This is a genomic window from Thermococcus piezophilus, from assembly GCF_001647085.1.
GTDB classification, from domain to species: Archaea; Methanobacteriota_B; Thermococci; order Thermococcales; family Thermococcaceae; genus Thermococcus; species Thermococcus piezophilus.
Window position 1 is genome coordinate 920,256 of the sequence record NZ_CP015520.1, and the last position, 13,502, is coordinate 933,757.

A 13,502-nucleotide genomic window follows, 5' to 3' on the forward strand; every position below is an offset into this window, starting at 1 on the left:
TAATTTGAGGATAAGAAAGAAGGGCATAGGAATTGCCGTGCTTTTGTAAATAAAAAGAAAAATCCTTAAGCTCCTCGCCTTTTTAATTTTTGGTGATCCTCATGGAGCTCGAACTCCTCCGCAGTCTCGTTTCGATACCCTCTCCCTTTGGAGAAGAGAACGAAATCTCACGGTTCATAGCGTCTTTTCTCGAGGAGCACGGTTTTGAAGTTGAGCTCCTTCCAGTTGAGGGCTTCGGCGATGACGTCATAGCTTACCTTCCAGGAAGAGGCTACACCGTTGTCCTTAACGGGCACATGGATACAGTGAACCTCTCGAGGGGCTGGACGAGGAACCCGTGGGGAGAGCTCGAAGGCGACCGCTTCTACGGCCTCGGCAGTGCAGACATGAAGGCTGGTCTAGCTGCGCTGATGGCGGCTTTCCTTGAGATAGCCGAGCTCCCAAAAAGCGAGAGGCCTAACGTAATCCTCACGGCCGTCTCCGACGAGGAGGGCTACTCAAGGGGAACTTGGAGACTCATAGAGAGCGGCAAGCTCGGCGATGTCGATCTCGTTCTAATCGCCGAGCCCACCAACGAGAAGCTGATGCTAGGCGCGAGGGGCAGGTTCGTCATACAGGTTGAGGCCTTTGGAAGAAAGGCCCACGCCGCCCGACCCGAGCTCGGAATCAACGCCGTTGAGGAGCTTGGGAAACTCGTGGGGAACCTCTCGAGGATACGTATGAAGAACCACTGCAAGCTTGGCGAGGGTTCCTACTGCACGCTGCACTTCGAGGGCAACGCCGACGGCCTGAGCGTTCCCGATTACGCGAAGGCCATAATAGACAGGCACATCGTCATTGGCGAGGACTGGGAGGACGTTAAGAGACAGCTCCTAAGGCTCGCCGAGAAGCTCAGGATAAAGGCAGAGCTCAGGGTGGAGAGGTTCCCGAGGCTGACGCCCGAGATGCTGCCCTACACTGTGGGGGAAAACGACCGCTTTGTGAACCTTTTCAAGAAGATTCACGGCTCGCTCTTCGGTACGGGGCCTAAGGTAACCTACGGGAAAAGCGTTGGTGACTTCAATTACTTCGGTGCCTACCTGCGCAGGCCGACACTCGTCTATGGTCCCATTGGGGGCAACTGGCACTCAAGCGATGAGTGGGTGAGCTTGGAGTCGGTAAAGAGGGTGAAGAGACTCTACGTCGAGTTCTTAAAGGCCTTAGCGTAGCCCCGGTTAGCCGGTCCTCATCACGGCTCAGTCCAGGGAGTTGTCGTCATCGGCGGCAAAGGTTTTAAGGTTCCCTTTAAACCCTTTTTCATGTTCCAAGTTATTGCCAGGGCAAGGAAGGACGCGAAGGCACTGCAGTACATAAACGAGCGCAACTACGCTGGCTTTTTGGAGGTTTCTAGCCTTGGGGGAGGTAGAACTGTTGAAGAAGTCGGGGAGACCCTCGAGGAGCTCCTGAGGAATCCCTACATCCTGATCCTCCTCTTCGGCGAGAAGGAGAAGGATTTAATGGAGGATGTTCTTCCGATCCTGGGGGAGTCGGGAAAACCGTTCTACGTCCGGACTCTGAGGACGAAACGGGTTAGGAACATGCGCGTCGATGAGCTTTACGGTCACCTCGAAGAGATTAAGGCTCGCTTCAGGCTCGGAATCGAGTGGAGCGGTGGTTACAAGCTCAATCCCGAGGACCCCTTTGGGGTTGAGATTCACCCGGATTACGACATCTACCTGGCCATCGGCGAGGGCTTTAGGGAGGCGATGAGCGGTATTCTCGACGTCGAGCTCGGCGAGAACTCACTCATCCTGAGGAAGCTCATGAACCGGGAGGTTTACTTCTCCGGCCCCAACAAAGTTGCCGAGATCAGCAAAAAGCTCGGCGTTCCGACTGAAGTTCTCTGGAAGTGCCCCTGCAGTGAAGACGTCTCCCTCGAGAGCCTAATCGAGCTCAACGGGGACTACATCGAGGCCTTTGCTCATGCTTCAAAGGCGTTTCTTTGGCAGTTTGCGGACTACGACATTATTGTCCCGTGGAGCGGGGGCAAGGACTCCACCGCGGTTCTAACCTGGCGAAGGAAACGTTCGGAAAGGTCACGGCCATCTACATCAGCATGGAATACGAAATGCTCCTGACGGACGAATACGTGGAAAAGACCGCCAAGAAGCTCGGCGTTGAGCTGATCCGCGTTGATGTTCCAATGCCGCTCGACGAGTTCGGCATGCCGACCCATAACAACCGCTGGTGTACAAGGAAAAAGGTGGAGGCTCTCTATAAAGCGGCGAGCGAGTTCGAAAGACCTCTTTTAGTTGTCGGCGACCGCGACGGCGAGAGCGCAAGGAGAAGGCTGAAGCCGCCAGTGATTGAGAGAAGAAACGAGCTCCTCGGCGAGTTCCTGGAAGTAATGCCCATAAAGTTCTGGAGCGGCATGATGGTTCAGCTCTTCATACTCATGAGGGGCCTTCAGCTGCATCCGCTGTATTACGAGGGCTTTTACAGACTTGGCTGTACGGTTTGTCCGAGCTTGGCAGAATGGGAGGTCGAGCTTTTGAAGAAAAGGGGGTGGAGAAGCTCCTCGTGAGCTACTCATAGCTTTTTGCCAACGGCCGCGCCTACCAGGAACGTACCCACGAGGAGGGCTATTATTAACCCATCGCTCAGGCTCTTTGATGATCCACTTGGTGTGGTCGTTGGGGTGTTTGTCTCCGTCCCGGTAGGGATGACTATCTGTGGGATGTCCGTAGTGGTGTTGTCTTCTCCCACGTTGACCGGTGCTGGCGTTGATGTGAGGAAAAGCTGCGCAGTTTCTCTAGCGTACTGGTAGAATATCATCGCAGTCTCGATGTCCGCGGAACTTCCGTTCTCCTCATAGCTCTCGGCAAACTCGTAGTAGGCTATCGCGAGTATTGGGGTTATTCCCTGGCTCTGGGCGAGGCCTATGGCGATTTTGGCGTCCTCTTTCATGGTCTGGAGCTTGTCAAGGAGTATCGTCTGGTTGTCTATGCCGAGCGTGTCGAGGAACACCTCGGCCCTTACGCGGGCTTCCATCGCCGTGAAGAGAGCCGCCGAGTATTTTCCGTCCTCGTAGTACTGCTCCGCTTGGAGGATGCTTTGGGTGAGGTCGTTTCCTATGACCTCTCCATACATAGATTCGATGTAGGTAACTATGAGGTTCGAGCTGTCGATGTAGTCCCTTGCTGTTGCCTTAACGACGTCCTTGCTTATGACGTCATTGCCCGCGAACCTCTCCCCGAGCTGGGCCCAGAACACGGCTGTCTTTGCCCTCTCATACGCAAAGGCGACATCCCCAACGGCGTTCCAGTAGTCGTCGCTGTAGTAGTACTTCCACGCCTCTTGGAGAAGGCCCTTGGCCTGCTCGACCCTCTCCTCGGCCGCCGCCACGGCCTGCAGCATGGTGATGCCCTTAATCGTGAGGTTTGACACAATCCTCTCGGAGCTGTTTATCTGGGAATCTACCGTTTTCAGAATTCTTTCAACGTCATTGGGGCTGTTCACGTCTAAATACCAGTCCACGTGGCGGATTATTATCCTGGCCTGGAAGTCCTTGCTCAGGGTGGTGTAATAGCGGCCGTCGTCGAGGGCTTCCTTCGACTGGTTGAGTATTCCGGCCGCCTCGTTGAGGGCCTCCATAAGGGTGATGTAGGTTGCGTAGCTCACGTCGCTCTTCTTCAGCTTCTCGAGGGTCTGCTGATAGTAGGCGGTTGTGTTCTCGTAGTCCTTCACGGCATCGTCCCTGAGGAACGATGTGTCTATCTTGACATAGGCAGGTGCTTGGGGCCTCGGTATCCTGTGGCCCGTGAAGTAGTAAACGGCGTCGTAGATGTCTTTGATTTCGATTACTTGGAGTCCCCAGCGCTCCTTCGCGTACTCGACGACGTCCACTTTCTTGGTTTGGGTGTTTATTTCAACTATCCCTCCTATCTCGTTTTGCTGGGTCTCCTGCACGTACTGAATCCTCTGTCCCTGCGGAATGAGGAATATCTCCGCCCCGACGTCGTGCGCCGCTGAGGCCTTCTCAAGGATTCCGCCGACGGGCCCTATGGTTCCGTCGGGATTTATCATTCCAGTCATCATGACCTTTGGATTAACCTTCCATCCTTCAAGAGCCGCTATGATTCCGACGGTCATTGTTCCGCCAGCTGACGGTCCGCCTATGATTGGAGAATCGGCCTTTATCTGTATGAAAACGTCGTACTCGCTCATATCAACGCCGAGAACCTTTCCAGCTATCTGCGCCGCGAGCCTCGCACTGGCCTGCATGTCCACCTCTGCTAAGGGCCAGGTCTCGACGTAAACGTGTCCACTTCCGGGAGCCACCGTTATGACGAAGTCGGTGGCGACACCGACGAGCTCGCCGGTTGCGGTTTTTGAAACCGCTGGCGCCTTGAGCATTACCGTGTGTCCCTCGCCGGGGCATTGGGCCGCTGTGAGGGGAACGAAAGGCAGAAGAAGCATGAGCATCAGCAGTGGTACCAAGGCCTTTCTCATTTTCTCACCCCGATTTTTAGCTCGATAAGGAATAATAAAGCGTTTGTGGTTCAACTCTCTAAAACTCGAGGGCAAAAGCTTAAATTTCCTCTTTATCCGATAAAACCCTGGGGATAATGATGGGTGTCTTCAACAAACTGGTTACGAGGAAGTTCAGGAACATCGCCGGTGACAGATACGACGAGATACTGAAGCGCTATCGGGAGTTCCTTCTTCTCCCAGATGAGTTTGTTCTTCCTGAGATACATTTGATTTTGATTCCGATAGACCGCTTCGCCCACGAGATTCCTTCCGAGCTTTACGAGACGCTGGAGGCTTACTCTGGAGCCTCGGTTATGCTCGTCTACGTCTCCGAGAGCATGGCATTCAGAATGATAGAGCAGACCCTCGGAAGGGATGAGGCGGAGAAGCTGAAGGCCGCCGAGAGGGAGCTGGGAGAAAGGGTCCTTGTCGAGATAGCGTCCAGCTTGGAGGACATCGGCCTGAGGGTTACTAAAAGGCACCTCTTTGGGAACAAGAGTGACAACGTGATTAAGCTCGCCGAGAATTTTGACCTCCTCGTGATTTCGAGGGGCTACGGCTCGGAGATAACTAAGATGTCCCCCATGAGTCCCCTCGTCCTTAGGATAGTCCAGCACGTGGTTAAGCCGACGATAGTCTATTAGGTGGTGCACATGGAGCAGGTAGTCATAGCGGTTGCAGTGTTCCTCTTTACTTACGCCCTCATAATCAGTGAAAGGGTTCACAGAACGGTCGCGGCCCTCTTTGGGGCATCGGTAGTCCTCTTCCTTGGCATCGTTCCATGGGAAAGGATGCCGGAGTACCTCGACCTTGGAACGCTCCTCCTTCTTGTAGGCATGATGATAATAGTCAACACTGCCAAGGAGAGCGGCCTCTTCGAGTATATAGCGATAAAAACGGCCAAGTTCGCAAAGGGCAGTCCCATGAAGGTTCTAATTCTGTTCTCGATTGTTACCGCCCTCGTCAGCTCCGTTCTTGATAACGTCACGACTGTTCTCCTCTTAACTCCGATGCTGCTCTACATAACCCGCCTCATGGACGTTAATCCCGTTCCTTTTCTCTTGGCGGAGATATTTGCATCGAACATCGGCGGAACGGCGACCCTGATAGGGGACCCCCCCAACATAATGATAGGCTCGGCAGCGGGGCTTAGCTTTACAGAGTTCCTCATCAACATGGGCATCATAGCGACCATTGACCTAGTCGCGGCCCTGGGGATAATCTACCTCGCCTACAGGGGGACTATAAAGACGAGCAAAGCTAAAAGGGAGAGAATCCTCTTGACGATTGAGAGGCTCAGGGAGGACGAGGCAATTAAAGACTACTTCCTCTTCAGGAAGTCATTGATCATTATAATCGGCGTTGTCCTGCTCTTCTTCGTCCATGATAGGCTGGGGATTCCGCCGGCGGTGGTTGCCCTCTCCGGGGCCTCGGTTCTTCTCATGTGGAGCAGGATAGAGCCGACTAGGATACTCGAAAAAATCGAGTGGACGGCGATATTCTTCTTCATGGGCCTCTTCATCATAGTGGGCTCCCTCGTCGAGACTGGCGTCATAGACGACGTCGCCAAGTGGCTTTTGGGATACGTCTATACCACTGGCCAGGCGCTGGTGATGATAACGTGGTTTTCGGCCATAGCTTCCGCCATAGTCGACAACATTCCCTTGACGGCGGCAATGATACCGCTTATAAAGTCGATGGGCTCCTCAATGAACGTCTACCCTCTCTGGTGGGCCCTAAGCCTGGGAGCCTGCCTCGGCGGCAATGGAACGGCGATTGGAGCATCTGCCAACATAGTTGTCCTGGGAATAGCCTCCCGCGAGGGGGTGGAGATAACCTTCATAGACTTCCTCAAGATAGGCCTCGTCATAATGTTCACGACGGTCGCCTTGGGTATGGGAATTCTTTGGATAAGGTACGTTGGGGTGTGAGACAATGAAGATCCTCGTGCTCGTCGACGGTTCGAAGTGGAGCCAAAAAGCGGCGCTCCACGCCATAGCGATAGCCAAAAAGAAAAGGGGCAAGGTTACGCTCTTCTCCGTTCTCGACAGAAGAGAAGCCAGGGCCCTCGCCTTCAACATGGGTATGATAAGCCAGGACTTGAGGAACGTTCAGAAGTTTGAAGAGGAAATCTGGGAGGAGATGAAGAGAAGTATAAGGGACATAATGACAAATCTCCTCGAGCTCTGCCAGCAGGAGGGCGTTAACTGCTCCATAAGAATAGTCGAGGGCGAAGCTAAGGGCAAGATACTGGAGGAGGCCAATAGTGGGAAGTACAGCCTTGTGGTCATGGGCGCCTATGGAAGGAGCGGAAAAACAAGGATAGGAAGCCTTTTGGAGGAGGTGGCTGGCTCTATAAATCCCCCTGTTATGGTAGTCCGCTAGCGCCTCCAGAGGGCCAGCACAAAGAGGAAGAGCACCGCCACCTCCAGTATCCCTACTATCACGCTCATGTCCCTCCCCACCCAAGCGGCTAAGTGAAGGGTTTCAAGGGTCTTCTTTATCGCCAGCAGGAAGAAGGCGATTATAAGGTATAGAGCAGCGTGCAAATGGCTCTTTTTGTAGGCTATGAGCGACACTCCCGCTAGTGCAAGGGCAAGGGCTATCCCGATAACGGCAAGGGCCATCTCAATCATTTTTATCACCCACGCTCGTGAGCAGGTCTATCAGGTTGTCGGCGAGCTTCTCCCACAGGCTAGGGCGGTAGTCTCTTATCACCCTCGCCATCACGGATGGGTTGTATGAAAGCGTGTATGTCACGTTTTTCCCCTCTTTTCGAGCGCTCACTATTCTAAGCTTTACCAGCTCATCCATGTGGTAGCTCACCGTCGGCTGGCTGAGCCTAAGCCTCTTCGCTATCTCGCTCTGCCCCTTCGGTCCCTTCATGAGGAGCAGCAGGATTTTCCTTCGCGTTTCCGTTGAGATGGCTATGATGAGCTTCTCGTACTCCTTCTTGAACCCTTTGGGGAATATATAGCGCTTCTTGCCTATCTTCCTTGAAAACACCTTGCCTTCCTTCTCCAGCCTGTGGAGGTGGTATTGAAGGTCGCCTATGCCAACCCCCAGCTCCCTCGCCAGCTCCCTGAAGGTTACGCCGGGTCTGTTCTCAATGTATTGGAGGATTTCATTACGACGCTCCATACCCAACACTTAAACCGTTGTGGTTCATCCGTCTATGGGAATCCATATAAAGACAACCTTTTTATGTCCTGCGGTGAAAGCATGGAGAGGCTGGTGAGAGTAGCGGAGGAACTGGCGAGACGTTACCGTATATTATATTATGAAATTAGGATAACCAAGGTGAGCGCTTCCCACTTAACCATGCAGAACGGTCAGCTTGAGGAGCTTTCTGTTAACACAGAGATTGGGATAGGTGTGAGAGCATTCAATGGTGCGTGGGGCTTCTCCTCAGCCAACGACATGGGGAGGGCTGAAAAGGCCATCGAAACGGCAATGAAAATAGCCAAGCTCTCCAGGGGTGACTCCAGGATTTACCTCGATGATCCGACAAATGATAGGGCCGAGCTTCCAATGAAGCGTTCGTTCCTTGACATGGACATAGAGGACAAGCTCGCCCTCGTTAAGGAGGTTGATTCACTCCTCAGGGGCAGTTCCATCTCCAACAGGAGCGTTTCCTACGGCGATGGGGTTAAGGAGCAGCTCTACTTCAACTCGCTCGGGAGCGAGATAGAGACGGTCGTTCCGAGGATAAGGCTGAGCTTTTCAGTCACCGCCAAAGGTGGCGGCGACATGCAGATCTACTGGAAGAGCTTTGGGGGAACTGCTGGCTGGGAGCTCCTGGAGGGGGTTGATTTAACCCACTGGACGGCATTCGCCCGCGAGAAGGCCCTCTTACTGCTCGAGGCGAAGTCCCCTCCCTCGGGTGAGTTCGACGTGATAATGGATCCCGAGCTCACTGGGGTTTTCATCCACGAGGCCCTCGGTCATGCCGCTGAGGCCGATTCAGTGAAGACGGGTGAGAGCATACTCGCTGGAAAGCTCGGCGAAAGGATAGCCGTTGAAGAACTGACAGTTGTAGATGACCCCACTCTGCCGGGCAAGTTCGGCTCTTACATCTATGACGACGAGGGAATAAAGGCGAGACGCGTTGAGATAATAAAGGACGGTGTTCTGGTCAATTATCTAACCGACAGGGAGACAGCTGCGCTTCTGAATTTGAAGCCGAACGGCCACGGAAGAGCTCAAAGTTACAACTACCAGCCCCTCGTGAGGATGGGCAACACCTACGTCGAGCCTGGAGACTGGTCGTTTGAGGAGATGCTCGCGGAGGTTAAAAGGGGCCTCTATGTGATAGGCGACAAGGGCGGAGAGGTCGACACAGCCAACGGCACCTTCACCTTCGGGGCGAAGGAGGGCTACATCATCGAGAATGGCGAGATAAAGGAGCAGGTGAAGGACGTTGCGCTGTCAGGCAAAATCCTCGATGTGCTGAGGAGCATCAGAGCCATCGGAAAAGACCTCACCATCGAGTTCCCAGGGTACTGCGGAAAGGGCCAGTGGGTTCCCGTCGATGATGGCGGGCCTCACGTCCTCACAAGGGCGGTAGTGGGGGGATTGCTGTGATTGAGAGGCTCATCGGAATCCTCGAGAGGGAAAACGTCGAGTGGGAGCTCTACTGGGAGAAGAGCAGGAATGGCTCCTTCCGAATAGAGAACGAGAGGCTGGAGCGTTCTCAGAGGAAGTTCCAATCTGGAATAGGTCTCAGGGTTGGCTACAGAGGGAAGCTCGGCTTCTCCTACATAACGGGCCTCAACCATGATAAAGAGACGCTGGAGGAGTTCGCGAAGAGGACGGTAAAGCTGGCCAAAGTCAGTGAAGTTCCCTTTAGGGGGTTCCCCTCGGAGAAATCTCCCGCCAAGGTTAAGGGTCTCTACGACAAACGTATAGATGATATTCCCTTCGAGGATGCCCATGCGATTGCGAGGGATTTCGCGGAGAAGATAGCTGAGCTTAAGGCTGGACGGAAGAAGTACACGCTTTCCGGTAGCCTCGCGTTTGGTGTGAACTTCTACGGGATAGCGAACTCAAACGGGATTTTTCTCGAGGACAGGAGCACGGGAATGAGCGTGAGCACCTACGCCGTGAAGAAGGGGACAAAAACCGGAAGCGGCTCCTACTACCAGTCCTACAGGTCTCTCCAGCCCTTTGAGGAGCTTGAAGTGGCGGTTGAGAAGGCAGTCGAAGAGGCGCACATGAATTATATGGCGGAAAAGTTACCTCCCTATAAGGGTGAACTTCTCCTTGAACCCCAGGCTTTTAGAGCCATTGTGGGGATTTTCCTGGAGAATCTCTTTGGCGACAACGTCTACCACGGCCGCTCCCGCTTTACTAAGATTGGAGAGAAAGTTTCAAGTGAAGAATTGACCCTAATCGATGACGCGACCGTCGATGGTGGTGTCGGCAGCTACCCCTTCGACGGTGAGGGAAACCCTGGAAAGAAAACCGTCCTCGTGGAGAGGGGCACGTTGAAGGGCTTCCTGCTGGACGAGACGTATGCCAGACTTCTGGGAATTGAGAGCACGGGCAACGCGGTGAGGGACTTCAGGACGGTGCCCCACGTCGGGACGAGCAACGTCGTGGTTGAACCTGGAGAGGAGAGCCTCGACGACTTCGAGGGAGTTGTCGTCAAAAAGGTCTTTGGCGAGCACACGGCGAACCCGATAAGCGGCGATTTCTCTCTCACGGTTGAGCTGGGTTACGTAGTAAAGGACGGCGATGTCAGGCCCTTCAAGGATAACATGCTCGTAGGCAACGTCTTCGAGCTGTTCAACTTGGTGGTGGCCGTTGGAAAGGAATTTGAGAGAGTTGGCTCATTCTACTCCCCGAGAATTCTGGGAATTGGCAAAATAGTGTAAAGTTTCCTAACCCTTGAAAGAAGGGAGGCCATCAGGCTTATCCGTAATGTCTCAACGTTCGTAGGAAAAAGAGCCTTATTGCCCCGTACTTCATGAACAGGGATGTGATGGAGGAGTACGTTCCGGAGCTTTTGAGCCTTCTAGAGGAGGTATCGAGTACGTCCTCCGCCGGGATGTGGGAGAGGACAAGTATTGGCTCAGGGTTGTCAAGTCGGTCAGTAGTGATATCCTGGGTTCAAACGCCTCATTGCGCTTCCGGGGCGTAGCGGGATGTGAACCTTTTTAATTGCCTCTCTTCTTATCACTTCTGGTGATATGATGAAGCAAGCTATTGCGCTGGTCTTCATTATCCTGCTCTTCTCATCCTCGGTTGCGGCATATCAGGTTCCAGAACGAGGCGTCATTTACCAGGTTATGGTCGACCGCTTTTACGATGGAAACCAGAGCAACAACGGGCCTTTCTACGACCCAACACACACGAACTATCGCCTCTACTGGGGCGGTGACCTGGAGGGCCTCATCGAGAAGCTCGACTACATCCAGAGTCTCGGCGTCTCGATGATATGGCTCTCGCCGGTGAACGACAACACAACAGGATGGTCTCTGGCAGCGCTCCCTACCACGGCTACTGGACGCGCGATTACAAGCGCATAGAAGAGCACCTCGGAACCTGGGAGACCTTTAAGCTCCTCGTGGAAGAGGCCAGAAAGAGGAGAATCTGCATCGTCGTTGACTATGTTCCCAACCACTCGAATCCCGCAACGGACGGTGAATTTGGCTCCCTCTACGACAACGGCACCTTTGTGACGAACTACTATTATGACGGCAAGAACGCAATAGTGAATCCTTACACCGGGAGCAGGGAGCTCATCTACCGCCACAACGGCGACATAAATGAGTGGTTCGGCTTTCAGCTCAAGTATGCCGATCTGTTCGGCTTGGCTGACTTCAACCAGAACAACCCGTGGGTTGATTCCTACCTGAAGGAAGGTGCAAGGCTCTTCGTTGAAGCCGGCGCCTGCGGCTTCAGAATAGACGCCGTCAAGCACATGGAGTTGGGCTGGTTGGAGGACTTTTACCTTGATCTGTATTCGAGCTTGAAGGAGCCGCTCTTCATCTACGGCGAATACTACTCCCTCAGCCCCTAGAAAACCGACGATATGTACTACTTTTACCAGTACTCCAACGTGACTCCGCTGCTCAGCATCCCGATAAGGAATGATGTCGTGAGAACCTTCGCCTACGGCAGGAGCATGAAGGACCTCGCTAATGAGCTGGAGGACTACTACTCCCTTTTCGTCTATCCGAACAAAGCTGTTAACTTCCTCGACAGCCATGACCTCGTGAGGTTCCTCAACGAGAACTATCATTTGGATCGCTACCGCATGGCCTTTGCACTGACGATGACCCTCCCCGGCATTCCGGTCATCTACTACGGTGACGAGAGCTATCTGGTGAGCAGGGACGGAAAGGGGACCCCTACAACAGGCCCATGATGGTCTTCAACAACACCACTGAGGCGGCCCGGATAATAAGAACCCTCGCCGCCCTTAGAAAGACCAACGACGCTTTAGCCTTCGGCGATTTTAGAACCATCTACACCGACTACAACGTCTGGGCCTTTGAGAGAGCCTTCGGCTCCCACAGGCTCCTCGTGGTCTTGAACAATGGGCCAGAGAAGAACCTTACGCTTTCCCTCAACTGGAGCGACGGGACCTATCGCGACGCACTCTACGGAGCCGATATGGTCGTGAATAGAGGAAAGGCCCTCGTAACTCTTCCGAGGAACTCCTTCTATATGTTCCACATTGAGGACGATCAGAACGAACCTCTCATCGGCTCGGTTACGCCCTACATAGCCCAGCCCGGCCAGAAGATTCTCATAGCTGGCGCCGGTTTTGGGAAGAGCGGAACCGTCTTTATTGGCGGCGAGAAGGCTAGGATAATCTCATGGAACTGGAGCCAGATACTTGTGGAAGTCCCGAGGCTGAAGACCAGCGATGCTTGGGTTCCTGTTTACGTTGAGGTGGACGGAAAGGATAGCAATAGGGTTAAGCTCCGCTATTACTCCGAAAACGAGATTCCTGCGCTGGTGGTGAACGGGAGCAACCTGACGGGCGGGCTCCGGTCGATGGAGACCTTCCTGAGTTGGCGGAGCCGAGGTATCTCATCAAATCGAGCACGGGCTATTACTTCACCGTTGTCCCACTTCCAAACGGCACGGTCTTTTCAGTCGAGCTCTACCGCGGTCTTCCATGGGGCGAACTTGAGCCCCTTAACGTTACCCTCTATGGAAAAGCTGGTTCTACGATCCTCCTCAATTCGGAGCCACCGGTGAGCACTCCCACGGAAACACCTATTTTAACGTCCCCCGAATCACCATGCGAATCTTCAAGTTTGGATTTCTTATGCGGGGATTATCGCGGTTGGGCTTACCTTGGCCTTCTTGATTTTGAGGAAGGGCCGATTTTGATTTTTCTTCCACTGTTATGCATTAAGAAAAAGAAGTGTTAGGCTCGGCCCCTAAATCTGTTCCAGGAGCTTTCTCCTTTTCTCCTTGTATTCCTCCTGTGTTATGACGCCCATATCGTAAAGCTCCTTTAACTTCTTGAGCTTCTCCAGCGGATCATCTTTTGCTGCCGTGCCCTGGGCGGCTATCCTGAGGGATCTGCTCACGGTCTCCTTTGGTTTGTGTATCCATAACTCCTCGCCCATCAGGTGCTTCTTCTTCTCTATGCTGACGGGCTCCACGGCTATCGCATTGAGGGCGTCCCTTATAGCCTCTACTGCTTTCTTGCTCTTCTCTTTGTCCATCTTGTCAAGTTTTATGACGTCACCGCTCTCATCCTTTATGACGAACTCGGCATACATCTTTCCTATCTTGACGTAGACCTCCTCGAGCTTCTCGTAGGGGATGGCTTTCATCTCGTACCTCCCGAGTATCTTCTCGTCGAAGTAGATTATCCTGTGGGTCGTCACAACGAGCCACTTTGGCTTTTCGATGCCGAGCTTCTTTTTAACTGCGTAGAGAACCTCCTCGTTGGGATGCAGATGCTCTGTTAAGTCCTTGGGACGCTTCTCACTCATGACTCTCACCATTAGCATCTCATCGTT

At 53.4% G+C, this 13,502-nt stretch carries 14 protein-coding genes and 1 pseudogene; 11 read left to right on the forward strand and 4 right to left on the reverse strand.

All coding sequences use genetic code 11. The annotated features are described in order from the left end of the window. Nucleotides 1-101 precede the first annotated feature (101 nt). Both A7C91_RS05000 and A7C91_RS05005 read left to right on the forward strand, forming a co-directional pair. Nucleotides 102-1,208, forward strand: coding sequence for a M20 family metallopeptidase (locus A7C91_RS05000; RefSeq protein WP_068665448.1), 1,107 nt, complete (start codon nt 102-104; stop codon nt 1,206-1,208). A 90-nt stretch (nt 1,209-1,298) separates the two neighbouring features. Then, a pseudogene (locus A7C91_RS05005) lies at nt 1,299-2,563 on the forward strand (phosphoadenosine phosphosulfate reductase domain-containing protein). A 5-nt stretch (nt 2,564-2,568) separates the two neighbouring features. Here A7C91_RS05005 and A7C91_RS05010 read toward each other — a convergent pair. Further along, the gene (locus A7C91_RS05010; protein WP_068665450.1) at nt 2,569-4,491 is read right to left on the reverse strand and encodes a S16 family serine protease; all 1,923 of its coding nucleotides are present in this window, start codon (nt 4,489-4,491) and stop codon (nt 2,569-2,571) included. Nucleotides 4,492-4,610: 119 nt separating this feature from the next. Here A7C91_RS05010 and A7C91_RS05015 point away from each other — a divergent pair, with 119 nt between their 5' ends. From A7C91_RS05015 to A7C91_RS05025, 3 genes are read left to right on the forward strand one after another with little or no spacing between them, the layout of a single operon-like run. Then, the gene (locus tag A7C91_RS05015) at nt 4,611-5,156 is read left to right on the forward strand and encodes a hypothetical protein (protein ID WP_068665452.1); all 546 of its coding nucleotides are present in this window, start codon (nt 4,611-4,613) and stop codon (nt 5,154-5,156) included. 9 nt (nt 5,157-5,165) lie between these two features. Further along, nucleotides 5,166-6,443, forward strand: a complete 1,278-nt coding sequence (locus A7C91_RS05020; protein ID WP_068665454.1) for an ArsB/NhaD family transporter — start codon at nt 5,166-5,168, stop codon at nt 6,441-6,443. A gap of 4 nt (nt 6,444-6,447) precedes the next feature. Then, nucleotides 6,448-6,897, forward strand: coding sequence for a universal stress protein (locus A7C91_RS05025; RefSeq protein ID WP_068665456.1), 450 nt, complete (start codon nt 6,448-6,450; stop codon nt 6,895-6,897). On the opposite strand, the gene A7C91_RS05030 is transcribed toward A7C91_RS05025, so the two are convergent. Together A7C91_RS05030 and A7C91_RS05035 are read right to left on the reverse strand one after the other, a co-directional pair. Then, nucleotides 6,894-7,148 carry a hypothetical protein gene (locus tag A7C91_RS05030; protein ID WP_068665458.1) on the reverse strand — a complete coding sequence of 85 codons (255 nt, stop codon included), beginning with the start codon at nt 7,146-7,148 and terminating at the stop codon, nt 6,894-6,896. The genes A7C91_RS05025 and A7C91_RS05030 overlap by 4 nt on opposite strands. After that, on the reverse strand, nt 7,141-7,653 hold the full coding sequence (locus A7C91_RS05035; RefSeq protein WP_068665460.1) for a winged helix-turn-helix transcriptional regulator: 513 nt from the start codon (nt 7,651-7,653) through the stop codon (nt 7,141-7,143). The genes A7C91_RS05030 and A7C91_RS05035 overlap by 8 nt, the downstream gene beginning before the upstream one ends. 81 nt (nt 7,654-7,734) lie before the next feature. Between A7C91_RS05035 and A7C91_RS05040 the strand changes: the two genes are divergently transcribed. The 6 genes from A7C91_RS05040 to A7C91_RS12355 all read left to right on the forward strand — a co-directional run bounded on the left by A7C91_RS05040 (nt 7,735) and on the right by A7C91_RS12355 (nt 12,726). Further along, a complete protein-coding gene (locus A7C91_RS05040; RefSeq protein WP_068665463.1) occupies nt 7,735-9,096 on the forward strand; it encodes a TldD/PmbA family protein in 1,362 nt (453 codons plus the stop codon). Then, nucleotides 9,093-10,388, forward strand: a complete 1,296-nt coding sequence (locus A7C91_RS05045) for a TldD/PmbA family protein (RefSeq protein ID WP_068665465.1) — start codon at nt 9,093-9,095, stop codon at nt 10,386-10,388. Before A7C91_RS05040 ends, A7C91_RS05045 begins: the two co-directional genes overlap by 4 nt. 315 nt (nt 10,389-10,703) lie before the next feature. Continuing rightward, a complete protein-coding gene (locus A7C91_RS12340; RefSeq protein ID WP_324609520.1) occupies nt 10,704-11,042 on the forward strand; it encodes an alpha-amylase family glycosyl hydrolase in 339 nt (112 codons plus the stop codon). After that, complete coding sequence (locus tag A7C91_RS12345) at nt 10,985-11,536, forward strand: alpha-amylase family glycosyl hydrolase (protein WP_324609521.1); 552 nt, start codon at nt 10,985-10,987, stop codon at nt 11,534-11,536. Before A7C91_RS12340 ends, A7C91_RS12345 begins: the two co-directional genes overlap by 58 nt. 12 nt (nt 11,537-11,548) lie before the next feature. Next, on the forward strand, nt 11,549-11,884 hold the full coding sequence (locus A7C91_RS12350) for an alpha-amylase family protein (RefSeq protein WP_324609522.1): 336 nt from the start codon (nt 11,549-11,551) through the stop codon (nt 11,882-11,884). Further along, on the forward strand, nt 11,881-12,726 hold the full coding sequence (locus A7C91_RS12355; protein ID WP_324609523.1) for an IPT/TIG domain-containing protein: 846 nt from the start codon (nt 11,881-11,883) through the stop codon (nt 12,724-12,726). The genes A7C91_RS12350 and A7C91_RS12355 overlap by 4 nt, the downstream gene beginning before the upstream one ends. 185 nt (nt 12,727-12,911) lie before the next feature. On the opposite strand, the gene A7C91_RS05055 is transcribed toward A7C91_RS12355, so the two are convergent. Continuing rightward, nucleotides 12,912-13,493 carry a PH domain-containing protein gene (locus A7C91_RS05055; RefSeq protein ID WP_324609524.1) on the reverse strand — a complete coding sequence of 194 codons (582 nt, stop codon included), beginning with the start codon at nt 13,491-13,493 and terminating at the stop codon, nt 12,912-12,914. Nucleotides 13,494-13,502 lie beyond the last annotated feature (9 nt).

Bases quoted from the DNA above. Each gene is read 5' to 3' on its own strand.
- A7C91_RS05020 (WP_068665454.1), top strand. From the start codon at position 5,166: ATGGAGCAGGTAGTCATAGCGGTTGCAGTGTTCCTCTTTACTTACGCC.
- A7C91_RS05035 (WP_068665460.1), bottom strand. From the start codon at position 7,653: ATGGAGCGTCGTAATGAAATCCTCCAATACATTGAGAACAGACCCGGC.
- A7C91_RS05040 (WP_068665463.1), top strand. From the start codon at position 7,735: ATGGAGAGGCTGGTGAGAGTAGCGGAGGAACTGGCGAGACGTTACCGT.
- A7C91_RS05055 (WP_324609524.1), bottom strand. From the start codon at position 13,493: ATGCTAATGGTGAGAGTCATGAGTGAGAAGCGTCCCAAGGACTTAACA.
- A7C91_RS05030 (WP_068665458.1), bottom strand. From the start codon at position 7,148: ATGATTGAGATGGCCCTTGCCGTTATCGGGATAGCCCTTGCCCTTGCA.
- A7C91_RS12355 (WP_324609523.1), top strand. From the start codon at position 11,881: ATGATGGTCTTCAACAACACCACTGAGGCGGCCCGGATAATAAGAACC.
- A7C91_RS05015 (WP_068665452.1), top strand. From the start codon at position 4,611: ATGGGTGTCTTCAACAAACTGGTTACGAGGAAGTTCAGGAACATCGCC.
- A7C91_RS12340 (WP_324609520.1), top strand. From the start codon at position 10,704: ATGATGAAGCAAGCTATTGCGCTGGTCTTCATTATCCTGCTCTTCTCA.
- A7C91_RS12345 (WP_324609521.1), top strand. From the start codon at position 10,985: ATGGTCTCTGGCAGCGCTCCCTACCACGGCTACTGGACGCGCGATTAC.
- A7C91_RS12350 (WP_324609522.1), top strand. From the start codon at position 11,549: ATGTACTACTTTTACCAGTACTCCAACGTGACTCCGCTGCTCAGCATC.
- A7C91_RS05010 (WP_068665450.1), bottom strand. From the start codon at position 4,491: ATGAGAAAGGCCTTGGTACCACTGCTGATGCTCATGCTTCTTCTGCCT.
- A7C91_RS05025 (WP_068665456.1), top strand. From the start codon at position 6,448: ATGAAGATCCTCGTGCTCGTCGACGGTTCGAAGTGGAGCCAAAAAGCG.
- A7C91_RS05000 (WP_068665448.1), top strand. From the start codon at position 102: ATGGAGCTCGAACTCCTCCGCAGTCTCGTTTCGATACCCTCTCCCTTT.